General features: G+C 72.0%; 18 protein-coding genes and 1 riboswitch. Of the genes, 16 read left to right on the top strand and 2 right to left on the bottom strand.

Going from position 1 to position 17,846, the window contains the following annotated elements:
• Positions 1 to 45: 45 nt before the first annotated feature.
• The 4 genes from Q343_RS0113240 (at position 46) to Q343_RS0113225 (ending at position 3,603) form a co-directional block, all read left to right on the top strand.
• Positions 46 to 726: a GAF and ANTAR domain-containing protein gene (locus Q343_RS0113240; RefSeq protein ID WP_029254041.1), complete on the top strand. Its 681-nt coding sequence runs from the start codon at positions 46 to 48 to the stop codon at positions 724 to 726.
• A gap of 102 nt (positions 727 to 828) precedes the next feature.
• Positions 829 to 1,551, top strand: coding sequence for a PAS and ANTAR domain-containing protein (locus Q343_RS0113235; RefSeq protein WP_052367242.1), 723 nt, complete (start codon positions 829 to 831; stop codon positions 1,549 to 1,551).
• A 106-nt stretch (positions 1,552 to 1,657) separates the two neighbouring features.
• Positions 1,658 to 2,401 (top strand): GAF and ANTAR domain-containing protein, encoded by a 744-nt coding sequence (locus Q343_RS0113230; protein WP_052367241.1) that lies wholly within the window; start codon positions 1,658 to 1,660, stop codon positions 2,399 to 2,401.
• Positions 2,398 to 3,603: a pyridoxal phosphate-dependent aminotransferase gene (locus Q343_RS0113225; protein WP_029254038.1), complete on the top strand. Its 1,206-nt coding sequence runs from the start codon at positions 2,398 to 2,400 to the stop codon at positions 3,601 to 3,603. The genes Q343_RS0113230 and Q343_RS0113225 overlap by 4 nt, the downstream gene beginning before the upstream one ends.
• Positions 3,604 to 3,669: 66 nt before the next feature.
• Here the strand turns inward: Q343_RS0113225 and Q343_RS15505 are convergent, their stop codons facing one another.
• A complete protein-coding gene (locus Q343_RS15505; RefSeq protein ID WP_197675410.1) occupies positions 3,670 to 4,137 on the bottom strand; it encodes a CBU_0592 family membrane protein in 468 nt (155 codons plus the stop codon).
• A 150-nt stretch (positions 4,138 to 4,287) separates the two neighbouring features.
• Between Q343_RS15505 and Q343_RS0113215 the strand changes: the two genes are divergently transcribed.
• Genes Q343_RS0113215 through Q343_RS0113205 form a run of 3 tightly spaced genes read left to right on the top strand, consistent with a single transcriptional unit; the run spans position 4,288 to position 6,101 of the window.
• A complete protein-coding gene (locus tag Q343_RS0113215) occupies positions 4,288 to 5,193 on the top strand; it encodes a LysR family transcriptional regulator (protein ID WP_029254036.1) in 906 nt (301 codons plus the stop codon).
• A 52-nt stretch (positions 5,194 to 5,245) separates the two neighbouring features.
• Positions 5,246 to 5,809 (top strand): DprA-like winged helix domain-containing protein, encoded by a 564-nt coding sequence (locus Q343_RS0113210; RefSeq protein WP_029254035.1) that lies wholly within the window; start codon positions 5,246 to 5,248, stop codon positions 5,807 to 5,809.
• A complete protein-coding gene (locus Q343_RS0113205) occupies positions 5,802 to 6,101 on the top strand; it encodes a MarR family winged helix-turn-helix transcriptional regulator (RefSeq protein ID WP_081829850.1) in 300 nt (99 codons plus the stop codon). The genes Q343_RS0113210 and Q343_RS0113205 overlap by 8 nt, the downstream gene beginning before the upstream one ends.
• A 12-nt stretch (positions 6,102 to 6,113) precedes the next feature.
• On the opposite strand, the gene Q343_RS14685 is transcribed toward Q343_RS0113205, so the two are convergent.
• Entirely contained in the window at positions 6,114 to 7,805 is a 1,692-nt protein-coding gene (locus Q343_RS14685) for a sigma-70 family RNA polymerase sigma factor (protein WP_052367238.1), read from the bottom strand.
• 170 nt (positions 7,806 to 7,975) lie between these two features.
• Between Q343_RS14685 and Q343_RS0113195 the strand changes: the two genes are divergently transcribed.
• The 9 genes from Q343_RS0113195 to gcvH all read left to right on the top strand — a co-directional run bounded on the left by Q343_RS0113195 (position 7,976) and on the right by gcvH (position 17,619).
• On the top strand, positions 7,976 to 9,538 hold the full coding sequence (locus Q343_RS0113195) for an Ig-like domain-containing protein (RefSeq protein WP_029254032.1): 1,563 nt from the start codon (positions 7,976 to 7,978) through the stop codon (positions 9,536 to 9,538).
• A 24-nt stretch (positions 9,539 to 9,562) separates the two neighbouring features.
• Complete coding sequence (locus Q343_RS15240; RefSeq protein ID WP_155990759.1) at positions 9,563 to 9,718, top strand: hypothetical protein; 156 nt, start codon at positions 9,563 to 9,565, stop codon at positions 9,716 to 9,718.
• A 9-nt stretch (positions 9,719 to 9,727) separates the two neighbouring features.
• Positions 9,728 to 11,209, top strand: coding sequence for an XrtP-associated glycosyltransferase (locus tag Q343_RS0113185; protein WP_081829849.1), 1,482 nt, complete (start codon positions 9,728 to 9,730; stop codon positions 11,207 to 11,209).
• A complete protein-coding gene (locus Q343_RS0113180) occupies positions 11,206 to 11,733 on the top strand; it encodes an archaeosortase/exosortase family protein (protein ID WP_029254030.1) in 528 nt (175 codons plus the stop codon). The genes Q343_RS0113185 and Q343_RS0113180 overlap by 4 nt, the downstream gene beginning before the upstream one ends.
• 114 nt (positions 11,734 to 11,847) lie before the next feature.
• Positions 11,848 to 12,366: a DUF4190 domain-containing protein gene (locus Q343_RS15235; protein ID WP_052367237.1), complete on the top strand. Its 519-nt coding sequence runs from the start codon at positions 11,848 to 11,850 to the stop codon at positions 12,364 to 12,366.
• 103 nt (positions 12,367 to 12,469) lie between these two features.
• Positions 12,470 to 12,697 (top strand): hypothetical protein, encoded by a 228-nt coding sequence (locus tag Q343_RS0113170; RefSeq protein WP_029254028.1) that lies wholly within the window; start codon positions 12,470 to 12,472, stop codon positions 12,695 to 12,697.
• A gap of 69 nt (positions 12,698 to 12,766) precedes the next feature.
• A riboswitch (glycine riboswitch) is annotated at positions 12,767 to 12,869 on the top strand.
• Between the two features lie 211 nt (positions 12,870 to 13,080).
• Positions 13,081 to 16,005 carry an aminomethyl-transferring glycine dehydrogenase gene (gcvP, locus tag Q343_RS0113165; protein ID WP_029254027.1) on the top strand — a complete coding sequence of 975 codons (2,925 nt, stop codon included), beginning with the start codon at positions 13,081 to 13,083 and terminating at the stop codon, positions 16,003 to 16,005.
• 37 nt (positions 16,006 to 16,042) lie between these two features.
• The gene (gene gcvT / locus Q343_RS0113160) at positions 16,043 to 17,194 is read left to right on the top strand and encodes a glycine cleavage system aminomethyltransferase GcvT (protein ID WP_029254026.1); all 1,152 of its coding nucleotides are present in this window, start codon (positions 16,043 to 16,045) and stop codon (positions 17,192 to 17,194) included.
• A gap of 53 nt (positions 17,195 to 17,247) precedes the next feature.
• Complete coding sequence (gene gcvH, locus Q343_RS0113155) at positions 17,248 to 17,619, top strand: glycine cleavage system protein GcvH (RefSeq protein WP_029254025.1); 372 nt, start codon at positions 17,248 to 17,250, stop codon at positions 17,617 to 17,619.
• The last annotated feature ends 227 nt before the right edge of the window (positions 17,620 to 17,846 follow it).

The following is a 17,846-nucleotide window of genomic DNA, read 5'->3' as shown; positions in this document are numbered from 1 at the left end:
ACGATCTCGACGGGTCAGGCGAACTCGACGGACAGGGGTGGAATCGTGCAGAGAGCAGGCAGGCTGCTGGACAGCCTCGACGCGCGACTCGCGGCGAGCGGTGGCACCCGTGCGACCGCGCCCGAGATCCTGGACGCCTGCATCGTGCTGCTCGGCGCCGACGGCGGGTACCTCACGGTGGCGGCACCGGGGGACGTCCACGCGGTCGTGCACGCGTCGGGCGCGACGGCCGAGGAGCTCGCCGACCTTGAGATCTGCTACGGCGAGGGCCCGGCCCGTGCGGCGTTCGAGGGCTCCGACGCGCGCACCGTGACCCTGGGCGAGGCGTCCGGGCGGTGGCCCGTCTACGTCGCGGCCGCCGATTCCCTCGGCGCGGCCCGACTGACCGCCTTCCCGCTGCGCTCTCCGGACCGGGTGCTCGGGGTCCTCGTGCTGTTCGCGGAGACCGACCGCTCCCTGAGCGTCCCCGACGAGGTCGCCCAGGTGCTCGTGGACCACGCGGCGCTGACGCTCGTGGACACGTGCGACGTCCCGGAGCTGATCCGGGACGACGAGTGGGCCGACCAGGCGATCGTTCACCGGGCCACCGGGATGGTGGCCGCACAGCTCGGTGTCTCCCCGCAGTCGGCGGTCTCGGTCCTCCGGGCGCGCGGCTTCGTCCGGGGCGAGCGGCTCGTCGAGGTGGCCCGCGACGTCGTCGAGAGGCGGCTGACGCTCAACCCCTGACGCAGCCGGCAGCACTCCGGGGTGCACTCGGGTCACGTTTCGGTTACGTTGGCCCCGGCGTCAAGAAGCGGCTCCGTGAACTCTCCTCCGAGAGGACCTGTCATGTCTGCTGAAGAAGTCGAGCCCGTCACCACCCCCTGGGACGTCACCGTCGAGGACGCACTCGGCGGTGGACATGCACTCCCCATCGGCCAGTACCGCACCGACCTCGCCAAGGGCACCTGGTGGTGGTCCGACGAGGTCTACGAGATGCTCGGGTACCGACCCGGCGACGTCGAGCCGAGCGCCGAGCTCCTCGCGGCACGCAAGCACCAGGACGACCGCGGGACGATCGCGCGGGAGATCTCCCGCTGCCGTCGCACGGGTCGTCCCTTCAGCTTCCTCCACCGCATCGTCGACGGGCGCGGACGGACACGCACCGTGACCGTGACCGGGCAGGGCCGCCGGGACGCGAACGGCAAGATCGCCGAGATCGCCGGCTACGTGGTGGACCAGTCGGCCGCGCAGAACCAGATGCGCGAGGCCGAGATCACCCGCGCCGTCGAGCAGCGGGGCAGCGAACGCATCCTCGTCGAGCGCGCCAAGGGCGTGCTGATGGCCGTCTACGGGATCGACGACGCCGCGGCCGCCGACCGGCTGGTGTGGCACTCGAGCCGTGCCGGGCTGCGGGTCCACGACGTCGCGGTGCTCCTCGTCGAGGCGCTCGACGACGGCCCCGGGCTCGGGTCCGAGGCCGGTCAGCTCGTCGACGGGGTGCTCGGAGACCTCACGTCGGCCGACAAGCGACGCCCCCGCAACGCCCAGCTCACCCGCAAGTTCAGCTGAGGCGCGCGCAGTCCCGGCGGGATCCCGAGGCCCGTGCTGCCCCGGAATCCGCCACGTATCCTGAGGTCCGGGTCCGTCCGGACCTCAGGAGCGCGGAGGATGGGCCATGACGAAGGAGCTCGAGGAGACCGAGGTCAGCCTCGGCCTGCACGGTGAGATCGCCCGGGCGGTACGGCTGCTCGCGGACGAGGACAGCCTCGGGTCGACCCTCGACCGGGTGGTCGAGCGCGCCGTGGCGATGATCGACGGGTGCGCCTCGGCGTCGATCTCCCTCGTCGCCCGTCGCGGCCGGATCGAGACCCCTGCGGCGTCCGATGCCGTCGGGGGGCGCGGGGACGAGCTGCAGTACGAGCTCGACGAGGGGCCCTGCCTCGACGCGATCCGCGAGACCGAGATCGTCTCCACGCCTGACCTGGCGCACGACCCGCGCTGGCCGACGTGGGGGCCGCGCGTCGCAGAGCTCGGCGTGGGGTCGATGCTCTGCATCCAGCTCTTCACGACCGACACGAACCACGGGGCCCTGAACCTCTACGGCACCGAGCGCGGCGCGTTCGACGGGCCGGACCAGACACTCGCCACCACGTTCGCGGCCGTCGCCGCCGCGGCCCTCGACGCCGCGCGGACCGAGGACCAGCTGCAGAGCGCCGTCCAGGGCCGCACGATCATCGGCCAGGCCCAGGGAATCTGCATGGAGCGGTACGGGATCTCTGCGGAGCGGGCGTTCGAGGTGCTCAGCCGGATCTCGCAGGAGTCCAACGTGAAGCTCGTCGACGTCGCCCGCCGGGTGGTGAGCGATCGAGCAGTCCCCGGAGTCGGGGCGGAGCAGACCGTCGGGAGCGCCCCGCGGTGAAGGTCTCGCGCCGGGCCCACGTCCGGCCGTTCGCGGTCATGGGGGTGCTCGCCGAGGCCAACGCGCGGCGTGCGGCGGGGGAGTCGATCCTCAACCTCTGCGCCGGTGAGCCGGGATCCGGTGCGGCCGACGTGGTCCGCCGGCACGCCGCCGACATCATGCGCGACGGCGACCTCGGGTACACCGAGGCGATGGGCATCCCCGCACTGCGGACCGGCATCGCCGAGCACTACGCCCGGTGGTACGACGTCGCGGTCGAGCCCGGGCACGTCGCCGTCACCACGGGGTCCTCCGGCGGGTTCCTGCTCGCGTTCCTCGCCGCGTTCGACCCCGGCGACCGGGTCGCGCTCGCCCGACCCGGCTACCCCGCCTACGCGAACATCCTGCGCTCGCTGGGCTGCGACGTCGTCGAGCTCGACTGCGGCCCCGCCGAGCGGTACCAGCCGACCGTCCCTCGCCTGATGGAGGCCTACTACGAGGGCGGCCTCGACGGGCTGATCCTCGCCAGCCCCGCCAACCCGACGGGCACGATGGTCGACGCCCGTGAGCTGCGGACGATCGCCGACTGGTGCGCCGACCACGACGTGCGGCTGATCAGCGACGAGATCTACCACGGCATCACCGGCGGCGACGTCGAGACCCCGGGCCTTCCCGCGGGCTCACCGGCCGGAGCCCCGACCGCAGCGGCCTACCGGGACGCGGGAGCCGTCGTCGTGAGCTCGTTCTCCAAGTACTGGGGCATGACGGGGTGGCGGATTGGGTGGCTCGTCCTTCCCGACGACCTCGTCGGGCCCGTCGAGGCGCTCGCCGGCAACGTCGCGCTCTGCCCTCCGGCGCTCGCCCAGCACGCCGGCGTGGTCGCGCTCGGGGACGAGGGCATGGCCGCCGCGGCGGAGTCGGTCGCGTACTACGCGGCGTCGCGCGAGCTCCTGCTTCGACGCACGGCGGACCTCGGGTGGGACCCGGTGGCGCCGGCCGACGGCGCGTTCTACCTGTACGGCAACATCAACCGGTTCGGGATGGGGTCCGTCGAGTACTGCGCACGCCTGCTCGCCGAGGCCGGTGTCGCGCTCACGCCAGGGACGGACTTCGATCCCGAGGGCGGCGGTGACTGGGTGCGGCTGTCGTTCGCCGCGTCGCCCGAGGTCGTGGCCGAGGCGGTCGAGCGGATCGTGGCCTGGCAGTCGACGCTCGGCCGCTGACGTTCTTCCCTGACGCAAAAGGTCCCCGCCCGGTCGTCCGGGCGGGGACCTTCTGCGTGGAGCGGGTCAGGCGACGAGCGAGACGTCCGCGGGCTTGGGGGTCTGCTCGAGCACGAACTCGCCGGGGGCGTCGCCGTGCGCCGGGGCGACGAGGGCGTCGCTGAGGGTGTCGGCGAACGTGTAGGTGTAGGCGCTGGGCTCGTCCGGGTCGACGACCTCGACGAACGGGTCGACGAGCTCGGCCTGGGCGGCTGCGACGGCAGCCGCGCGGCGGTCGGCGCGACGGGAGGAGAAGACGACCAGCAGGGTGTTGACCCCGATGACGACCCACACCATGTTGGCGGCGACCGAGGGCCAGATGCCGTTGACGGCCCCGACGACGATCATCAGTCCGGCCGCGGTCATGTTCGTCACCTGGAACCGCACAGACTTCGCGTCCCACACGCCGCGCGAGGCGAGGCAGTAGGCGATGGCGCCGGCGAGGGCGCTGATCCAGCCGAGGAGCATGACGGCTTGGTCAAAGAATGCGGACATAGGTGTCTCCGACGAGGTAAAGCAGGTGGGTGAGGGATACGTGTCAGCCCTGGCGCTCCAGGCGTTGCTGCTGGCGACGTGACCATTCTGAGACACGACGTGGCTTCAGCGCAATCGAACAACTCTGCATCCACTGTTTAGTATTGCTACATGGCAACAGACCCACGAAGGCTTGCCTTTCTCCTGGCCGTCTACCGCACCGGAGGGGTGCTCGCGGCGGCGGACGTCATGCACGTGACGCCGTCGGCCGTCTCTCAGCAGATCCAGCGTCTCGAGGCCGAGGAAGGCGTGCAGGTCCTCGAGCGCGGGCCGCGCGGCGTGACCCTCACCCCGGCGGGCCGTGTGCTCGCCGACGCCGCGGAACGGATCGAGAACGAGCTGGTCGAGGCGCGGCGCGAGCTCGCCACCATGGGCGACGACGTCTCGGGACGGGTCCGCGTCGGTGCCGTCCAGACAGGGATCCGCGCCGTGATCGCACCGCTGCTCGCCCGGCTCCCCGAGGACTACCCCGGCGTCGACCTGATCGTGACCGAGGCCGAGCCCGTCGACGCGTTGCGCGGGCTCCGGGCCGGTGACTTCGACCTCGTGATCATCGAGAGCGACGAGGAGTCGGACGCCACCGTTCCCCGCGGCCAGCGCGAGGTCGTGCTGATCGACGAGCCGTGGCGGCTGGTGACCCCGTCGGCGTTCCCGACCCCGAGCCAGCTCGAGGACCTGCGCGACGCCGCGTGGCTCGGTCCAGAGCGCAGCACGGCGGCGGCGCGCGCACTCGCCCGCGTCGGGGCCCAGATGGGGACGACCCTGCCGACGCGGCACTCCTACTACGACTTCGACGTCGCCCTCGCGCTCGTCGCGGCAGGCCAGGGGATCGCGCTCGTGCCGGCCCTGGCGCTCCAGGAGGACCTCCCCGACGGGGTCGAGGTCGTCAGGCTTCCGGGGCTCGGGTCCCGCCGTCTCGTCGCCCGGCACCGGGAGACTCGGCGCGAACCGGGGCCCGCGACGTCCGCGATGCTCGACGAGATGCTCTCCACCGCGACCGAGCTCGAGCTGTGGTGAAGGTCGCGTTCCTCAGGCGTCATGCGGGAGCCGTGCCGCGGTCCTGACCAGTGTGAGCCCCAACGCTGCGCGGAACACGCGCCTCAACGCCGTCATCGTCACGGACCGGACCGTGCAAGAGCTGCGGATACTCGCCTACGTCGGGCTTCGTGGTCTGGCGAAACCGTCGACCGCCGAACGCGTGCTCGACGGAGGGTCGGGGGAGGTGCGCGCGACGATCGCTCGTCTCGCCGGGCTGGGCATGCTCGAGGCCGTCGCGGCCTCTGGTGCGGGTGCGGAGGCCGACCTGCGGCTGACCCGCAAAGGGCGGCTCGAGATCGACGCCATCGTCGGCCCGACGCCGCGCCCTCCGGCCGTGCCGCCCGTGACGACGGCCGAGAGCCCCGAGCTGCGCACCCGTGTCCTGCGAACGCTGCGGAGCGGCCCGGTGCAGAAGGACGTGCTGATCGACGCCGTCGGCGGCCCGGTCACGACGGTCCGCGCGCACCTGACGATGCTCGAGAACGCGGGCTTCGTCCGCCAGATGGTGGCCGACGGGCGGCGTACGGGGCGGGAGTACGTCCTGACCCTCGCCGGTCGGCGCGAGCTCAAGAGGGTCGGGGGCGACGATGTCTGAGGCAGGCTCCACGGGAGACGTCGTGGCGGACCGGAGGCTCGAGGCCCTCGTCGGTGTCGACGTGCCGCTCCAGCAGCTCAAGGTCCTCGCGCTGCTCAAGCTGCACGGGGTCCTCACCGCGTATCGGATCGGAGAGCTCCTCGACTCGACCCCGTCGACCGTCACCGGGATCGTCCAACGGCTCGAGTCGTCCGGGCTGGTCGCCCGGCTCCCGCACCCCACCGACGGGCGGGTCAGCAACATCCTCGCGACGCCCGCGGGGGAAGAGATCGTCGACGCGCTGGTCGATTGAGGGTCGGTCGACTCAGGGCACAGCGGTGAACGAGACGCTCACGCTCCCGGAGCCGTCGAGGTAGCGCGCGGTGAGCGTGTGCCCTCCGGCTGAGACCGAGCGCAGGAAGTAGGGCACCGCGTCCTCGGTGACGACGAGCTGCTTCTCGGCCCCGCCGTCGATCGAGATCGCCACGACGCGGTCGGGGTCGCCCGCGATCCACACCAGCAGGTCGTCGGCCGTCCCCGAGCCGTCGACGTCGCGGAGCGCGACCTTGGCGCCGGGGTCCGGGTGGAGGAGCTCGGGTGCGGCGACGTCGGGCGCAGGTGCGGGATCCGGCTCGACGGTCGGGTCGGCCGCGTCCGGCTCGGTGGCCGTCTCCGGGGCGGGTGTCGACGCGTCCGGCGACGCCGAGCTCTCGACCACCGGGGGCTCGGGGTCGTCCTCCGAGGCACTCGTCGGTGCGTCGTCGGCGTCCTGCGTCCGCCGGACAGCGTCGGCCCCGGATTCCTCCGCCGCCTCGTCGGCCGGATCCTCGACCTCGGGTTCGGCCGTGGCGCCGGCCGGGGCGTCAGAGCCCGCGTCCGTACCCTCGCCGTCCGAACTCCCGTCCTCGGTGCTCTTCTCCTCCGGAGCGCTCGTCGGCCCGGGCTCGAGGTCGTCCGTCGGACGGTCGCTCGGCTCGGACGTCGTCGGCGGGTCGGCGAGCGGGGAGGCACTGGCCTCCGGTGCCGCGTCGCCACCGAGAGTCGTGAGCGCGAGGCTCGTGACCGCGACCGCGACGATCGACGCGGTCAGACCCCAGGAGGCCTTGGGGTGCGTGGTGAACGGGTGGTGCCAGCCGTTGCGCCCTGCCTCTGCCGCCGTGCGCGCCTGCTCGGCGGTCACGCCCGACGCCTGGGCGGGGAGGATCGCGGCAGGTCCGACGGACTCGCCCCCGATCACCACCGCGGGGCCGAGGACCAGCGGGACGAGGATCGCCCGCAGGGAGGACGCCACCTCGTCGAGCTGCTCCGCGAGGATCGAGCACGCGGTGCACGTGGTGAGGTGGTCCTCGACGCGGTTGCGCTTGCGGCGCGACAGTCCGTCCCGCACGTAGGCGGACAGGTGCGAGACCGTCCAGACGCACTCGGGGTCCTCGCTGGTGGACTCCGCGTGCGTGTCGATCCAGGCACGACGAAGCCCCTCGCGGGCGCGGTAGGTGAGGGCAGCGACGGCGTTGGGGGTCGACCCGAGGATCGGCGCGACCTCGGTGGCGCTCATCCCCTCGACGTCGACATACCAGAGGACGGTGCGCCACTCGTCGGGAAGCGTGCGGAACGCGCGCGCCGTGACGGTCCGGTCGACGAGCTCCGACTCGAACTCCTGGGTGGGACCGACGGCCTCGAACTGCTCGGGGTCGACCGACACGGAGTCCGACGACGACCAGGACGCCGCGAGGTTGCGGACGGTCGCGTACAGGTACGGCCGGAACGTCGTGCGGGGTCCGCGGCCGTCCTGCAGGGCCGCGAACGTGCGGGAGAAGGCCTCCTGCGTCAGGTCGTCGGGGTCGAACGCACGGGTGATGCGCCGTGCGGCTCCGCGGACGGCGTCGTGGTGGCGCTCCCAGAGCTCCGCGTACGCCTCGGGGTCACCGGAGCGGGTGCGGTTGATCAGCTCGATGTCGGTCTCGGGCGCTTCCGGGGTGTCCGCATGGTGTTGCGACCCCTGCACTGTCGTGGGCATTGGTACCTCCACCCATTGAGACCGCCGCCGGAGCCGATCATGACGGCAGGAACGAGTGGGATGGCTCACTCTGCGCAACCGTCATCACGCGACCTGCCGATGGTCCTGTCCTCTGAGTCTCACCACGCATGCCGCCTGGCGTGTGAACCGACCAGAGCCGAGGAATCTCCATGTCTCGACACACGCCAGCCGTCGCTGCCGTCGCCGTCCTTGTCGGCGGCGCACTCGCGATCCCGACAGCCGCCACCGCGGCGCAACCCAGCCACGCCCTCCAGACCGCTGTCGAGACGTCGGACGCCGACCTCGTGATGACCAAGGTCTCCGACGCGGACGGCGACATCGCCCCCGGCCAGGTCGTCACCTACGAGGTGAGCCTGACCAACACCCGCGACGAGCCGTACACGGCCGACGACCCGGCCACCTTCTCCGACGACCTCTCCGGCGTGCTCGACGACGCCACCTGGGACGACGTCGTCGGCGGCCCGGGAACGGCCGAGGTCTCCGGCGACGAGCTGGAGTGGGCCGGGCCGATCGGTGCGGGCGAGACGGTCACCGTCACCTATCAGGTGACGGTCGGCCCCGAGGGCATCGGCGACGGCGCGCTCACGAACGTCGTCACGGGCCCGCTGGACTCGAACTGCTCGGCCGAGGGTCGCGCCGACGAGCTGATCCACTTCTACGACGTCGCGGCAGCCGGCGGGGAGCTCACGGTCGGTGCGCAGACGATCCGGTTCAGCACCGGGCTGGTCTCGAACCGCGGCTCCGTCTACCCCGACTCCGGCACGCAGTGGCCGTCGGGTGACGAAGGGCTGACCACGTTCGGTGCTCAGCCTCGCGGGGCGTTCGACCGCAACGGACGGCAGTTCAGCAGGTTCGCGTACGCGAGCGCCGAGTTCGACCCGGCGATCGTGGCGGGAGCCGAGTTCGGGATGGGAGACCTCGACGGGACCTCGGGAGATCCGGGCAACCGTGAGATGGGGCTGGTCGTCGGTCTCAGCGACGGAAGCCAGGTGGACTCGTCCCGCGGCACCTCCGGCAACCATGTCATCGCGCAGCAGATCGTCGGAGGTGTGACCGTCGACGGCGACCCGCTGGGAACCCAGACGTCGGGGTTCAGCGCGAACGGGAACGTCAAGGACTTCGACAACTCGAACGCCACGGTCAACGGCCGGGCGATGACCGACTTCGGGGGAGCGTCGGTCGACCGGCTCGACTTCATGCTCGCGATCGGCAACGACGTCGGCACTGACGGCAACCCGCAGCGCAGCTACACGATCGATCCCGGCTGGCCCGCGGTCTACGACGACGCCGCCTGCGAGACGACGAGTCCGATCGTCGTGCCCGACGTCCCGGTCTGCGTCCCCGAGGACCTCGTCGCACGGGACGACGAGGCCGCGACCGCGGAGGGAGAGCCGACCGACGTCGTCGTGACCGAGAACGACACGACTGCCGACGCGGAGACCGTCGTCGAGCTGGGCGACGAGCCTGCCCACGGCACGGTCTCGCTCGGCGAGGACGGCATGGTGACCTACACGCCGGACGCCGGCTTCGCCGGAGAGGACTCGTTCACCTACACGCTCACGGTCGGGGACTGCACCTCGGACGTCGCGACCGTGACCATCGTCGTGGCCCGGCCGATCCCGGTCGCCACCGCGGGAGTCGGGGCGGCCACGGTCGCCTTCCTTGCCGTCGTCGGACTCGGGACCGCGGCACTGCGCCGTCGGACCGTCTGAGCGCGACACGGATCAGGAGACCTCATGTACAAGACCGCAGCCGGTGCCGCCGGCACCACCGCGGGCACGCTCGCGGCCACGGGAGCGACCTCCCTGGCCGTCGTCCTCGCCGTCGTCCTGCTCGCCGTCGGCGCGCTTCTCGTCTACCGCTCGGCGCGACTCGCGCGTCGTCAACGGTAGGACGTACCGATGTCCACCCTCGAGACCACGGTCAACGTCGTCGGATTCGTCCTGCTGGTCATGTTCCTCGCGTACGTCACGCTGATCCTCGTCCCGTTCCTGGGACGACGGCGTGCACGGCGCGGGCTGGCGCACCTCTTCGAGTGGCACATGTTCGTGCCCTGCCTCGACGAGGAGCTCGTGATCGACGAGACCCTCACGCGCTTCACGCGGGACTTCCCGTCCGTGCACGTGTGGGTGATCGACGACGCGAGCGACGACGCGACGCCGCAGATCGTCTCGAGGTGGGCATCCGCGCACCCCCGCGTCCACCTCGTCGAGCGCCGACGACCTGACGCGCGACAGGGCAAGGGCGCGGCCCTCAACGCCGCCTACCACGCCCTGCACGCCTGGCGGGCGACCGCCGGAGACGAGCTCTCCGGCGTCTCCGACGACCGGGTCGTCGTCGGGGTGATCGACGCCGACGGCGAGCTCGTCCCCGGGGCGCTCGAGCACATGAGCGGAAAGGACGTCTTCCTCGACCCCGAGGTCGGCGCCGCCCAGGCGTCGGTCGCGATGAACAACACCGGCCGAAAGATGCACGCGGGCACGGGTGTGCGGGCCTGGCTCCGCAACGCCCGCGCCCGGTGGCTGCTGCGGAGCCAGGACATCGAGTTCCGCACCACGATCGCCGCGATGCAGACCCTGCGGCTGCGCACCGCCTCGGCGGGCATGGGCGGCAACGGTCAGTTCACCCGGCTCGTGGCGCTCGACGCGATCGGCGAGACGTACGGCGAGCCGTGGCACGGAGCGCTCCTGGAGGACTACGAGCTCGGCATCCACACGATGCTCGCCGGGTACCGCACCCGCTACGTCCACGACGCCGTCGTGCGGCAGGAGGCGCTGCCCGCCATGTGCCCGTACCTGCGCCAGCGCACGCGCTGGACCCAGGGCGGGATGCAGTGCGCGGCGTACGCGCCGAAGATCGTCGCATCGCCCGGATTCACCAACGCGGGCGTCGTCGAGAGCCTCTACTTCCTCTCGATCCCGTGGCTCGGCCTGCTCGGGGTCGTGATCTGGCCGGTGATCGCCGCCTTCGTCGTCACCGGCGCGGTGGCCACGCACACGACGGCCACCCTCCTCGCCGCCGCATGGTGGCTCGTGCCGCTGACGATGCTCACCGGCATCGGCCCGTTCGTGCTCTGGGCGTTCGTCTACCGGTCCCGGGACGACCCGGACTCGAGCATCGGGCGTGCCGTCGTCCGCGGGTTCGGGTACTGGCTCTACTCCTACACGACCTACCCCGTGCTCGTCCGCGCCGCAGGGCGTGTGCTGCGCGGTCACTCGGGCTGGGAGAAGACCGCACGCGTCGGGGCCGGGGTGCAGGCCGCTGTCCTGGACCAGGCACGCGCGGTGAAGCCCGCCGGCGCGACTGCCAGGTCTCCCGCGCTTCCCGGGGCCGGAGGCGCTGACGCGGACGTGATCGAGCTCGACGCCTGGCGGGCCGCGTGACCGCCGCCGCGCTGCCCGCACCGGCGCACGTGAGCAACCCGGCGCGCGTGCTCGGCGCAGCGGCGGTCCTCGGCGCCGCGGTGCTGCTCGTGGCACGCTCCGCAGCCGTCCGGGCGGCAGAGGCGAGCCTGCTCGCGTGGGTCGCCGGTCCGGTGACCGGCGGCACCTCGCGCGCGATCGGGGACATCGCCGCCATCGGCGGCGGGACGGGCCAGAGCATCGGTGTGCAGATCACGTTCATGTGCTCGACCGTCGTCCTCGCCGTCCCGCTCCTGGTCCTCGGTGCGGTCACGCTCGGCCTCGCCCGGTTCCCGGTCCGCGCCGTGCTCGGCGGCCTCGGTGAGGCGCTCGGGATCGTCCTCGTCGCCAACATGGTCCGGTACGCGGGCGTCCTCGTCGCGTACCAGGTGTGGGGGGACGAGGGCTTCGAGATCAGCCACCACCTGGTCGGCGCAGTCTTCGTCGTCGCCGCGTTCGTGGTGGCGATGATGCGGTTCGCGATCCGCGTCGGCCGGCCGCGCTGAACGTCGCCGGCCGCGCGCCGTCGTCGAACGACGGACAACCGGGCGCGAGTGGGCTAGGTTCGCGACGAAGAACCCGTCGCGAGCCGACATTCGGCCCGAGAACCAAGGAGCATCATGAGCGGACAGACCCCTGACCCGTACGGAGTCCCCGACGGCCAGAAGCCCGACTCGTCGACACCACCGGCGTACGGGCAGCAGCCCGCGCAGCCCGGCCCGCCGCAGTACGGCCAGTCCGGCCAGCCCGGTCAGTACGGGCAGTCGGCCCCGTACGGTCAGCCGGGCTATCCCCAGGCACCCGGCACCCCGGACTCCTACGGCCAGCAGCCCGCGCGGAGCGGGAGCGTCCCGGGCAAGACGATGGGCATCGTCGGCCTCGTCCTCGCCTTCTTCATGCCGATCGTCGGCCTGGTCCTCAGCATCGTCGCGTTCGTGCAGTCGAAGAAGGCCGGGTTCTCGAACGGTCCGGCGCTCGCGGGCATCATCCTCGGGGCGATCTTCACGATCCTGGCGACGATCGCGCTGATCCTCATCTTCACCGTCATGGGCGGCGTCGTCGACCTGTACATCGAGAACTGCATCGACGGCAGCGGTGGCACGTTCGTCTACGAGGGCGAAGAGTTCGCCTGCGAGTAACGTTCGATTTGTACGTTGTGCCTGACCTGGCCCGACGTGCGGTGTGTGCGAAGACACCGCGCGTCGGGCTGCGTGTTTTCGTGACCGCCCGCATGATCGAAGGATGAAAGACGACGCGGGCACGCCGCTGTTCGACGAGGCGAAGCTGAGCACGGGCATCGACCCGCAGCTCGGGGACCGACCCTCGGTCGCGGGCGAGGGGCAGGACTCCGGCGGGAAGACCGCCGAGACCGGGCGCGGGTCCCGACGGGCGCGTCGCGCACGACGCATCCCCGACCCGTCGCCGCCCAGCGGCCAGATCCCGGCGACGCAGCCGCCGGACCAGGAGTAGCCCAAGCCTTCACAGGACGACCACGAACCTCGGGCGTTCGGTCGCTAGACTGGGCCGGTAGTCGCCGTTCGAATCATGACGGGAGAGTCCGGCAGGTCCACGTGACCGGGTCGGCGCCGAAGGAGCAATCCCTCCCCGGGAATCTCTCAGGCCCCCGTACCGTCATGGCGAGGCAACTCTGAAAAGTGGTGCGCGACGTCGTCCCTCGGGTCGGTGACGGGCACCCACCGACGGTGCAAGTTGGCGCGCGCCGTCCACGGAAACGTGGAGACTGCGGACCAGCAAAACTCTCAGGTCGACCCTCGGGTCCGATGACAGAGCGGGGAGGGACAGGTCGGCCCCGGACGGGGTCGGTCCCCTCGTGAACTCCCCGGAGACCCATCGTGACCCAGCCGGACCAGACGTCCTCCAGCGCGTTCGACCGCGAGCACTTCGCCTTCCGCCACCTCGGCCCGCGCGGCGTGCGCACCGAGACCGAGCAGCGCGTCGACGGCGACACGCAGCGCATGCTCGACGAGGTCGGGTACCCCAGCCTCGACGCGCTCGTCGACGCCGCCGTGCCCGCCGTCATCCGCAGCGACCGGCCGCTGGACCTGCCCGCCGCCCGGACGGAGACCGAGGTGCTGGCCGAGCTCCGCGAGCTCGCGGGCCGCAACACGGTCAAGTCGCAGATGATCGGGCTCGGGTACTCGGGGACCGTCACGCCGCCGGTGATCCGCCGCAACGTGCTCGAGTCGCCCGCCTGGTACACCGCCTACACGCCGTACCAGCCGGAGATCTCCCAGGGCCGGCTCGAGGCGCTCCTGAACTTCCAGACGGCGGTCTCCGACCTCACGGGGCTCGAGGTCGCCGGGGCCTCGCTGCTCGACGAGGCGACCGCCGTCGCCGAGGCCGTCGCCCTGATGTGGCGCGCCACGCGGGCCAAGACGGGGTACGTCGTCCTGGACGCGGACCTCTTCCCGCAGACGCTCGCCGTCGCGCAGGGTCGCGCCGAGGCGGCAGGGCTGCCCGTCGTCGTCGCGGACGTGAGCGAGGGGCTGGCCTCGGTCCCGGTTCCCGACGACGCAGGTCCCCTCGTGGGAGTCGTCGTCCAGCAGGTCGGGGCGTCCGGCCGCATCGCGGACGTCCGCGGTCTCGTGGCGGAGGTCAAGGAGGCCGGGGCGCTCGTCACCGTCGCCACCGACCTGCTCGCGCTGACGATGATCACCCCGCCCGGGGAGCTCGGCGCCGACATCGCCGTCGGCTCGGCCCAGCGCTTCGGTGTCCCGCTCTTCTACGGCGGCCCGCACGCCGCGTTCATGAGCGTGCGCAAGGGGCTCGAGCGGTCCCTGCCGGGCCGGATCGTCGGGGTTTCGGTCGACGCCGACGGCGATGTCGCCTACCGCCTCGCCCTGCAGACCCGCGAGCAGCACATCCGTCGCGAGAAGGCCACGTCCAACATCTGCACGGCGCAGGCGCTGCTCGCGATCGTCGCGTCGATGTACGCGGTCTACCACGGCCCCCGGGGGCTCACGGAGATCGCGCAGCGCGTGCACGGCCAGGCCGTCACTCTCGCGAACGCCCTGCGTGCCGGCGGCGTCGAGGTGGTCCACGACGACTTCTTCGACACCGTGCGCACCCGCGTGCCCGGCCGCGCGCAGCGGATCCTCGCGGCGGCCGCCGAGTGGGGGGTCAACCTCTACGCGCCCGACGCCGACCACGTGCAGGTGGCCTGCAGCGAGGCGACGACCGCCGCCGACCTGGAGACGGTGCTCACCGCCTTCGGTGTGCTGACCGCCGACGACGCCGCAGCGGCGCCCGCACCCGCTCTTCCCGAGTGGGCGACGCGGACCTCGGAGTTCCTCACCCACCCCGTGTTCTCCCAGCACCGCTCCGAGACCGCGATGCTGCGCTACCTGCGCCGTCTGGCGGACAAGGACCTGGCGCTCGACCGCACGATGATCCCGCTGGGCTCGTGCACCATGAAGCTCAACGCCACGGTCGAGATGGAAGCCATCTCGTGGCCGGAGTTCGCGAACGTGCACCCGTACGTGCCGACCGAGCAGGCCGCCGGCTACCTCGAGATGATCAGCTCGCTCGAGTCGCGCCTGGCCGAGATCACCGGGTACGCGGCCGTCTCGGTGCAGCCGAACGCGGGCTCGCAGGGTGAGCTGGCCGGTCTGCTCGCCATCCGGGACTACCACCGGTCCCAGGGCCAGGGCGAGCGCGACATCGTGCTCATCCCCGCCTCCGCGCACGGGACGAACGCGGCCTCCGCGGTGCTCGCGGGCCTCCGTGTCGTCGTCGTGGCGACGGCCGACGACGGCGAGGTGCTGCTCGACGACCTGCGCGCCAAGCTGGAGCAGCACGGCTCGGCCGTCGCGGCGATCATGATCACCTACCCCTCGACCCACGGCGTCTTCGAGGAGCACGTCCGCGAGGTCTGCGACCTCGTGCACGCCGCCGGCGGGCAGGTCTACATCGACGGGGCCAACCTCAACGCGCTGGTCGGCCTGGCCCGGCCGGGCGAGTTCGGCGGCGACGTCTCGCACCTCAACCTGCACAAGACGTTCTGCATCCCCCACGGCGGCGGCGGCCCCGGCGTCGGCCCGGTGGGCGTGGCCGAGCACCTCGTGCCGTTCCTGCCCGGATCCCCGACGTCGCTCGTCGCCACCGAGGCCGGCGGCACGCCCGTCTCGGCCGCACCCTACGGCTCGGCCGGCATCCTCCCCATCTCCTACGCCTACCTCGCCCTGATGGGACCGGACGGGCTCACCGCGGCGTCGGAGACGGCCGTGCTCACGGCCAACTACGTCGCCCGTCGCCTGCACGAGTACTTCCCGGTGCTCTACACGGGCCCCAACGGCCTCGTCGCGCACGAGTGCATCCTCGACCTGCGCGACCTGACCAAGCAGACCGGCGTCACCGCCGAGGACGTCGCCAAGCGCCTCCAGGACTACGGGTTCCACGCCCCGACGCTGAGCTTCCCCGTCCCCGGCACCCTCATGGTCGAGCCCACCGAGTCCGAGGACCTCGGCGAGCTCGAGCGGTTCGTCGCCGCGATGATCGCGATCCGTGGCGAGATCGACGCGGTCGCGGCCGGCGAGTGGGCCGTCGAGGACTCGCCGCTGCGCGGGGCCCCGCACACCGCCGCATCGGTGACCGCCGACGTCTGGGACAAGAAGTACTCCCGCGAGCAGGCGGCCTACCCGCTCGCCTCGCTGCGCGCGAGCAAGTACTGGCCGCCGGTGCGCCGCATCGACGGTGCCGCGGGGGACCGGAACCTCCAGTGCTCGTGCCCGCCGCTGTCCGAGTACGAGACCGTCTGACCGGCAGCCCCGGCCAGAGATACGAGAGGATCGACGTATGAGCAACGACTCGACGACCGACCGCCCCAGCCCGCTCCACGAGCAGCACGTCGCGCTCGGCGCGGCGCTGACCGGCTTCGGCGGCTGGCAGATGCCGCTGCGCTACGACTCGGACATCGCCGAGCACCGCGCCGTCCGCGAGGCCGCCGGTCTCTTCGACCTCTCCCACATGGGGGAGATCGAGGTGTCCGGCCCGCAGGCCGCCGCCGCGCTCGACTACGCGCTCGTGGGCAACCTGAGTGCCGTCAAGACCGGCCGCGCCCGGTACACGATGATCTGCGCCGAGGACGGCTCGGTGCTCGACGACCTCGTCGTCTACCGCCTGGACAACGACCACTTCGTCGTCGTCGCGAACGCCTCCAACGTCGAGGTCGTGCTCACGGCCCTGACCGAGCGCGTCGAGGGCTTCGACGCCGTCGTCGTCGACCGCTCGGAGGAGACCGCGCTGGTCGCCGTCCAGGGGCCGCGCGCCGAGGAGATCGTCACGAGCATCACCGCGGCCGCGGACGTCCCCACGGTCCGTGAGATGCCGTACTACGCCAGCGCCCGCGCGACGGTCGCCGGAGCCACGGTGCTGCTGGCCCGCACCGGGTACACCGGCGAGGACGGGTTCGAGCTGTTCGTCCCCGTCGAGCAGGCCGCCGAGGTCTGGGCCGCCCTGCTCGAGGCCGGTCAGCCGTTCGGGCTGGTCCCGGCCGGGCTCAGCGCCCGGGACTCGCTCCGCCTCGAGGCCGGCATGCCCCTGTACGGCCACGAGCTCGACACGACCACGACGCCGTACGAGGCGGGCCTGGGTCGGGTCGTCAAGCTGGAGAAGACGGACGACGCCGGTGCGCCGCTGCCGTTCGTCGGCCGTGCCGCCCTCGAGTCACGGCGTCAGTCGGCACCGGCCCGCGTGCTGGTCGGCCTGCGGGGAACCGCACGCCGTCCTGCGCGGGCGGGCTACGACGTCGTGCTCCCGGGCGCGGGCACGGTCATCGGTTCCGTGACCTCCGGTGCGCCCTCGCCCACGCTCGGGCACCCGATCGCGATGGCGTACGTGACCCCGGAGTTCTCGGCCGAGGGCACCGAGCTCGCCGTGGACGTGCGCGGACGCCAGGAGCCCTTCGTGGTGGCCCCGCTGCGCGCCTACGTCCGCCCCACCTCCTGACGGGCGCCCGCCGCGCCCGCCTCCGTCCACCCCCAGAACCTGAGGAGTCCCCGATGTCGAACGTCCCCGAGAACCTGATCTACACCGCCGAGCACGAGTGGCTCGACGACGGCACGCCCGCCACCGTCGGGATCACCGCCAACGCCGCCGAGGCCCTCGGCGACATCGTCTACGTCGAGCTGCCCGAGGTCGGCACCGCCGTCACGGCCGGGGAGGTCTTCGGCGAGGTCGAGTCCACCAAGTCGGTCTCGGAGCTCTACTCGCCGGTCACCGGGACGGTCGCCGAGGTGAACGACTCCGTGGTCGACGCCCCGGAGACCGTCGGCTCCGACCCGTACGGGGCCGGGTGGCTCGTCAAGATCACGGTCACGGAGACCGGGCCCACCCTGACCCCCGCGCAGTACACGGAGCTCATCGGCGGCTGATGCCGCTCGCGCGACTCTGAGTTTTCCCTGAGAGGCCATACTGGTGCATGCGTACCGGTATGGCCTCTCATCTGCGTCGACGCAGGGAAACGGCACCACTGTGTCCACAGTGTGGGACGAATGTGGATTCGATGTGGAGTTTCGCGTCATAAACCGAGTGGACGGCCCTCTCCATCCGTAGAAACATCGAACATGGGCGCCTCAAGAAGCGGGGTGCCCGGTCTGGA

The organism is Paraoerskovia marina DSM 21750, from assembly GCF_000701465.1.
Lineage (GTDB): Bacteria > Actinomycetota > Actinomycetes > Actinomycetales > Cellulomonadaceae > Paraoerskovia > Paraoerskovia marina.
This window is presented reverse-complemented; position numbering and strand designations above follow the sequence as displayed.